General features: G+C 69.9%; 6 protein-coding genes. 5 read left to right on the forward strand and 1 reads right to left on the reverse strand.

Features of this window, described 5'->3' with window-relative positions:
- Nucleotides 1–212 precede the first annotated feature (212 nt).
- Complete coding sequence (locus tag ACOZHM_RS19945; RefSeq protein WP_421571067.1) at nt 213–1,103, reverse strand: LysR family transcriptional regulator; 891 nt, start codon at nt 1,101–1,103, stop codon at nt 213–215.
- Between the two features lie 95 nt (nt 1,104–1,198).
- Between ACOZHM_RS19945 and trpB the strand changes: the two genes are divergently transcribed.
- From trpB to glmM, 5 genes are all read left to right on the forward strand, one after another.
- Nucleotides 1,199–2,425 carry a tryptophan synthase subunit beta gene (trpB, locus tag ACOZHM_RS19950; protein ID WP_421571069.1) on the forward strand — a complete coding sequence of 409 codons (1,227 nt, stop codon included), beginning with the start codon at nt 1,199–1,201 and terminating at the stop codon, nt 2,423–2,425.
- The gene (locus ACOZHM_RS19955) at nt 2,422–3,108 is read left to right on the forward strand and encodes a hypothetical protein (protein WP_421571070.1); all 687 of its coding nucleotides are present in this window, start codon (nt 2,422–2,424) and stop codon (nt 3,106–3,108) included. The genes trpB and ACOZHM_RS19955 overlap by 4 nt, the downstream gene beginning before the upstream one ends.
- A 1-nt stretch (nt 3,109) precedes the next feature.
- The gene (trpA, locus tag ACOZHM_RS19960; protein WP_421571071.1) at nt 3,110–3,925 is read left to right on the forward strand and encodes a tryptophan synthase subunit alpha; all 816 of its coding nucleotides are present in this window, start codon (nt 3,110–3,112) and stop codon (nt 3,923–3,925) included.
- Nucleotides 3,926–4,114: 189 nt separating this feature from the next.
- Complete coding sequence (accD, locus tag ACOZHM_RS19965) at nt 4,115–4,993, forward strand: acetyl-CoA carboxylase, carboxyltransferase subunit beta (RefSeq protein WP_421571072.1); 879 nt, start codon at nt 4,115–4,117, stop codon at nt 4,991–4,993.
- Nucleotides 4,993–6,360, forward strand: coding sequence for a phosphoglucosamine mutase (gene glmM, locus ACOZHM_RS19970; RefSeq protein WP_421571073.1), 1,368 nt, complete (start codon nt 4,993–4,995; stop codon nt 6,358–6,360). Before accD ends, glmM begins: the two co-directional genes overlap by 1 nt.
- Nucleotides 6,361–6,614: the final 254 nt, after the last annotated feature.

Raw genomic sequence — 6,614 nt, forward strand, 5'->3', positions numbered from 1 at the left:
CGGCTTCGGACGCTTGTGCCGCGCTGCGCGCGGTGTCCGGCCAACGTTATGCCCGCCGTCCTGGCGGGCACCCTTCGGGCCGGCGCGGCGCGCCGTTGAGAACGGCTCCTGCCGTTCTCTTCGGGGCTACGAACTCTTACGGGCCCATTGGGATCGGGATCTGTGAACCATGGGCGCCTCTCCGGTAGAGCCACGCCATGCGTGGCTGCGCATCACCGGTCCAATTGCCCGCGCAGCCATTCCGCCAGGGCATCCACCCGCGCATCCGCTGTGCCTTCCGGCGTGGCCAACACCCAGAACCCGCCCGTGGCGCCGAAGCCCCACGGCGCCAGCAGTCGTCCCGCCGCCAGCTCATCGGCCACCAGCGGCTCCGGCGCGATCGCCACACCGAGGCCGGCCACCGCCGCCTCCAGCAGGTAATACAGGTGCTCGAACCCGGTGCCCAGCTGCAGCGCGGTTGGGTCCAACGCGTGCGACGCCGCCCACGCCGGCCAGGCCTGCGGGCGCGAGGTGGTGTGCAGCAGCGGCTCGGCCAGCAGGGCCGCCGGCGGGTGCCCGCGCAGGCGTGCGGCGGCCGGATGCTGCGGGCTGACCACCACGCCGACCCGTTCGGGCGCCAGTTCGCGCACCTGCCAGCCGCGCGGCCAGGGTGGCTGCGCCAGCAGCAGCACGGCATCCAGCGCCTGCTGCTGCTCGGTGAAGGCGCCGTCCTGCGCCGACCAGTGCAGCGGCACCTGCGGCAGTTCGGCCTGCAGGGCCGGCAGGCGGGGAATCATCCAGCGCGCCAGGATGCTGCCGCTGCAGCCCAGCACCAGCGCCTCCGGCCGCTGCCGCCGTTGCAGCCCGGCCACGGCTGCGCGGATCTGATCGAAGGCACCCTCGCAGGCGGCCTGCAGCTCCACGCCGGCCCGGGTCAGGCGCAGGCCGCGGCCATCGCGCTCGAACAGCGCCACGCCCAGGTGCTCCTCCAGCAGCCGCAGCTGGCGGCTGATCGCGCCGTGGGTGACGTGCAGGGCCTCGGCGGCCCGACCCACGCCACCCAGGCGGGCGGCGGCCTCGAAGCTGCGCAGGGCGTTCAGGGGCGGCAGGGGGATCTCGCTCATGTGAGTTTTCCTGACGGTTCGTCGCAGATAATATCGATATTCCGGCCGGGATATGTGCGCTAAATTGTCAGCCTGTCTCAACCGGCTGTCGCGTCATGTCCGCATCCCCCGCATCCCCCATCGCAGATTTCCACGCCTATCCCGACGCGCAGGGCCATTTCGGCCGCTACGGCGGCAGTTTCGTCGCCGAAACGCTGATCGGGCCGCTGCAGGAGCTGGCCGCCGCCTATGACGAGGCACGTCGCGACCCGGCCTTCATTGCGGCCTACGACAAGGACCTGACCCACTACGTGGGGCGGCCCAGCCCGATCTACCACGCCGAGCGGCTCAGCAAGCAGGTGGGTGGCGCGCAGATCCTGCTCAAGCGCGAGGACCTGAACCATACCGGCGCGCACAAGATCAACAACACCATCGGCCAGGCGCTGCTGGCGTCGCGGATGGGCAAGAAGCGCATCATCGCCGAGACCGGCGCCGGCCAGCACGGCGTGGCCAGCGCCACCGTGGCCGCGCGGCTGGGCCTGGAATGCGTGGTGTACATGGGCGCCACCGACATCGAGCGCCAGAAGATCAACGTCTACCGCATGAAGCTGCTCGGCGCGACGGTGGTGCCGGTGACGTCCGGCTCGGCCACGCTCAAGGACGCGCTCAATGAAGCGATGCGCGACTGGGTGACCAATGTGCGCGACACCTTCTACATCATCGGCACCGTGGCCGGCCCCGATCCGTACCCGCGCATGGTGCGTGACTTCAACGCCATCGTCGGCCGCGAGGCACGCGCGCAGATGCTCACCGACTACGGCCGCCTGCCCGATGCGATCACCGCGTGCGTGGGCGGCGGCAGCAACGCCATCGGCCTGTTCCATGCCTTCCTCAATGATCGCGAGGTGCGCATCGTCGGCGCCGAAGCGGCCGGCGATGGCATCGAAACCGGCCGCCATGCCGCGTCCATCGCGGCGGGCCGCCCGGGCGTGCTGCACGGCAACCGCACCTACGTGATCTGCGACGACGATGGGCAGATCATCGAAACCCATTCGGTGTCGGCGGGCCTGGACTATCCGGGTGTCGGACCCGAGCACGCGTTCCTGGCCGATGCCGGCCGCGCGGAGTACGTGGGCATCACCGACGACGAGGCACTGGCCGCATTCCACCAACTGGCCCACAGCGAAGGCATCCTGGCCGCGCTGGAATCCAGTCATGCCGTCGCGCAGGCGATCAAGCTGGCGCGCGAGCTGCCGAGTGACAAGCTGGTGCTGTGCAACCTGTCCGGTCGCGGCGACAAGGACGTGCACACCATCGCCGCGCGCGAGGGCCTGGTCCTGTGAATCCACTGCTGCGCCAGGGAAGTGCGCTGCTGATCGTGGTCGGCCTGACCGCCTGCACGCCGCCGGACCCGCCGGTCCTGGCGGCCGCGCCGGCCGCACCTGCGCCGATTGCCCCGGCGCGCGTGCCGGCCAGCAATGACGATGGGGTGGAAAACCGCCCGATCGAGGATGCACCGGAGCCGGCACCCGCCGTTGCCGCAGATGACGCGCCTGCCGTGGTGTCGGTGGCGCTCGATCATGCGGGTGACATCGTGATCGGCCAGCGTTTCACCGAAACGGACGCCGACGGCGCGTGGCATTCGGCTGGCCTGGGTGAGGGGCTGGGCAAGGGCGCCTGCGAGTATTACGAGCGCGGCAGCCTTCCCGAGGGCGTGTCGATGATGGTCGAGGACGACCATGTGCAGCGCTTCGACCTGGACACCATCGACGGCTCGGCCGAGGCGATCACCCAGCCCGGGCCGTTCGGGCTGCGGGTGGGCATGTCGCGCGAGGAAGCGCTCAAGCGCCTGCCGCCCGGCAGCACCCGCACGCCGCATGCCTATGACCCGGAAACGGGCGAATACCTGACCTGGCAGGACCCCGGTTCGGATCTGGCGATCCGGCTGGAGATCTTCGACGGGACGATATCGAAGTTGTACTGGGGCGCCAGTGGCGCCGTTGAACTGATTGAAGGATGTGCCTGAGATGCCTGTTGACCGTATTGATGCCTGTTTCGCCCAGCTGCGCAGCAGCGGCCGCAAGGCGCTCATTCCCTTCATCACCGCCGGTGATCCGGGGCTGGAGGCCACCGTGCCGGTGATGCACGCCCTGGCGGCGGCAGGCGCCGACGTGATCGAGCTGGGCGTGCCGTTCTCCGACCCGATGGCCGACGGCCCGACCATCCAGCGCAGCTCCGAGCGCGCGCTGGCCCGCGGTGCCGGCCTGCGTTATGTACTGGAGACGGTGAGCGCGTTCCGTCGCGACGATGCGACCACGCCGGTGGTGCTGATGGGCTACCTCAATCCGGTGGAGATCCACGGCACCGCCCGCTTCGCCGAGGCGGCGATCGCCGCGGGCGTGGACGGCGTGCTGCTGGTCGACCTGCCGCCGGAAGAGGCGGCCGAGACCCTGGAAATCTTCACTGCCGCCGGCCTGGCCTTGATCCTGCTGGCCTCGCCGACCACGGCCGATGCGCGGCTGGACCTGCTGGCCGGCATGGCCCGCGGTTACCTCTATTACGTGAGCTTTGCCGGCGTCACCGGCGCGTCGGAGCGGTTGGACAGCGGCGCGGCGGGTGCGCGTCTGCGTGATCTGCGCAGCCGTTCGTCGGTGCCGGTGGTGGCTGGCTTCGGCATCAAGGATGCGGCCAGCGCCGCGGCGATGGCGGTGGAGGCCGACGGCGTGGTGGTGGGCAGCGCGCTGGTGGCGGCGCTGGGCGAGGCAGGCGATGCGGGCGATGCCGCGCGCGTGGCCGGGAGTTTCCTGCAGCCGTTGCGTGCGGCCCTGGACCAAGGCGTCTGACGCCACCGCGCACGACCAACGGTCGTGCCGGGCCGCCGCCGATGCCCGTCCATGGCCGCAACGTACGGCCCAGCATGGTTTTCACGCCGGCTCCCGCCCGCGGGCAGGGGGTCCCGGCCACGGGACGGGTGAGCTAGACTGTCCGCCTTTGCGGCTTTCGGGCCGCCCTGAACGGAAGTGTCATCCCGCATGAGTTGGCTCAGCAAGTTGATGCCGTCGGGCATCCGCACCGACAACGTCCCCAGCAAGAAGCGCAGCGTCCCCGAGGGCCTGTGGGAAAAGTGCAGCAGCTGCGGCAGCGCGCTTTACGGTCCTGAGCTGGAAGAGAACCTCGAAGTCTGCCCCAAGTGTGGCCACCACATGGCGATCCGCGCCCGCGCGCGCCTGGCCTCGCTGTTCGACGCGGACAGCACCAGTGAGATCGGCGCCCGCCTGGGCCCGACCGACCTGCTGAAGTTCAAGGACCAGAAGAAGTACAGCGAGCGCATCAAGGCCTCGCAGAAGAACACCGGCGAGTACGACGCGCTGATTGCCATGCAGGGCCAGCTCAAGGGCCGCCCGCTGGTGGCGTCGGCCTTCGACTTCGCCTTCATGGGCGGCTCGATGGGGTCGGTGGTGGGCGAGCGCTTCTCGCTGGCCGCCGAAAAGGCGCTGGAGCTGCGTGCCCCCTACGTGTGCTTCTCCGCCAGCGGCGGTGCGCGCATGCAGGAAGGCCTGTTCTCGCTGATGCAGATGGCCAAGACCTCGGCCGCGCTGGGTCGCCTGCGCGACGCGGGCCTGCCGTATATCTCGGTGCTGACCCATCCCACCACCGGTGGCGTGTCGGCCTCGTTCGCGATGCTGGGCGATATCAACATCGCCGAGCCGCAGGCGCTGATCGGCTTCGCCGGCCCGCGCGTGATCGAACAGACGGTGCGTGAGAAGCTGCCGGAAGGCTTCCAGCGCTCCGAGTTCCTGCTCGAACACGGCGCCATCGACCAGATCTGCGACCGCCGCGAGCTGCGCGACCGCCTGTCCGAACTGCTGGCCCTGCTGGGCCGTCAGCCGGCACCGGACGTCGCTGCCTGATGGGCGCGCGCAAGTATTTCGGCACCGACGGCATCCGCGGTCGGGTCGGGCAGGGGGTGATCTCCGCCGATTTCGTGCTGCGTCTGGGCAATGCGCTGGGCCGCGTGCTGACCGAGCGCAATGGCCATCGTCCGGGCCACCGCCCGGTGGTGGTGATCGGCAAGGACACGCGCATTTCCGGCTACATGTTCGAGGCCGCGCTGGAGGCCGGGCTGGTCGCCGCCGGCGCGGACGTGCAGCTGCTCGGCCCGATGCCGACCCCGGCGGTCGCGTTCCTGACGCGCACGCTGGGTGCGGACGCGGGCATCGTGATCAGTGCCTCGCACAATCCGCACTATGACAATGGCATCAAGTTCTTCTCTGCCGATGGCGAGAAGCTCGACGATGCCACGGAGCTGGCGCTGGAAGCAGCGCTGGATACCGAGTTCACGACGGCCGACTCGGACCGCCTGGGCAAGGCCGCACGCGGCCGCGATGCGGTGGGCCGCTACATCGAGTTCTGCAAGGCCAGCGTGCCGCGCAAGTTCGACCTGCGCGGGCTGAAGATCGTGCTCGACTGCGCGCATGGCGCCACGTACCACATCGCGCCGCTGCTGTTCCGCGAGCTGGGCGCCGAGGTGGTGGCGATCGGTGCGGAGCCGAACGGGGTGAACATCAACGACGGCGTCGGCTCGATGCACATCGACAATCTCGCCGCGAAGGTGCGTGAGGTCGGTGCGGACCTGGGCATCGCGTTCGACGGCGACGGCGACCGCGTGCTGATGGCCGACGACCAGGGCAACCCGGTCGACGGCGACGATCTGCTCTATGTGCTCGCGCCCTCGTGGCAGCGCAGCGGTCGCCTGCGTGGCCCGGTGGTCGGCACGCTGATGACGAACTTCGGCCTGGAGCAGGCGCTGGAGCGCCTGGGTCTGCCGTTCCAGCGCAGCAATGTCGGCGACCGCTATGTGCACCAGGCACTGGTCGAAGGCGGCGGCGTCCTGGGCGGCGAAGCCTCCGGTCACCTGCTGTGCCTGGACCGCGCCACCACGGGCGATGCGATCATCAGTGCGTTGCAGGTGCTGGAAGTCCTGCGCCGCGAAGGCAAGACGCTGCGCGAGTCGCTGGTGGGACTGACCCGGGTGCCGCAGAAGACGGTCAACGTTCGCCTGGCCGGCGTATCGGCCAAGGCGATCGTGCAGTCCGACGGCGTGCAGTCGGCGCTGGCCGCCGCGCAGCAGGCGGTAAAGGGCAGGGGCCGCGCGTTCCTGCGCCCCTCCGGCACCGAGCCGGTAGTGCGCGTCACGGTAGAGGCCGACACGGCCGAACTGATGCAGGCCACCCTCGACAGCCTGTCCGCCGCCGTAAAGGCCGCCGCAGCTGCCTGATCCTCCGGGATCACGTGGCAACGAAAAACCCGGCTTCGGCCGGGTTTTTTTGGGCCTTGCCAGCCACTCGTAGAGCCGGGCTCTGCCCGGCTGCGTCACGCATTTGAGCGAACAGCGGGTGGCCCTTGGTTCCTCTGATTTGGCGGGACGGTGCCGGTTTGCGGGGGACGCCGTGAACCCATCCATGGGGGCTCAGTCGCCGCATCCATGCGGCTCATGCCCCCGCAAACCGGCCCCGACCCGCCTTTGACAGT

This window comes from Stenotrophomonas sp. PD6 (assembly GCF_049199305.1).
In the GTDB taxonomy this organism is placed as follows: Bacteria; Pseudomonadota; Gammaproteobacteria; order Xanthomonadales; family Xanthomonadaceae; genus Stenotrophomonas.

What these genes read in the sequence shown, in the direction of transcription:
- glmM (WP_421571073.1), top strand. Translation starts at nt 4,993, where the DNA reads ATGGGCGCGCGCAAGTATTTCGGCACCGACGGCATCCGCGGTCGGGTC.
- ACOZHM_RS19945 (WP_421571067.1), bottom strand. Translation starts at nt 1,103, where the DNA reads ATGAGCGAGATCCCCCTGCCGCCCCTGAACGCCCTGCGCAGCTTCGAG.
- trpB (WP_421571069.1), top strand. Translation starts at nt 1,199, where the DNA reads ATGTCCGCATCCCCCGCATCCCCCATCGCAGATTTCCACGCCTATCCC.
- trpA (WP_421571071.1), top strand. Translation starts at nt 3,110, where the DNA reads ATGCCTGTTGACCGTATTGATGCCTGTTTCGCCCAGCTGCGCAGCAGC.
- accD (WP_421571072.1), top strand. Translation starts at nt 4,115, where the DNA reads ATGAGTTGGCTCAGCAAGTTGATGCCGTCGGGCATCCGCACCGACAAC.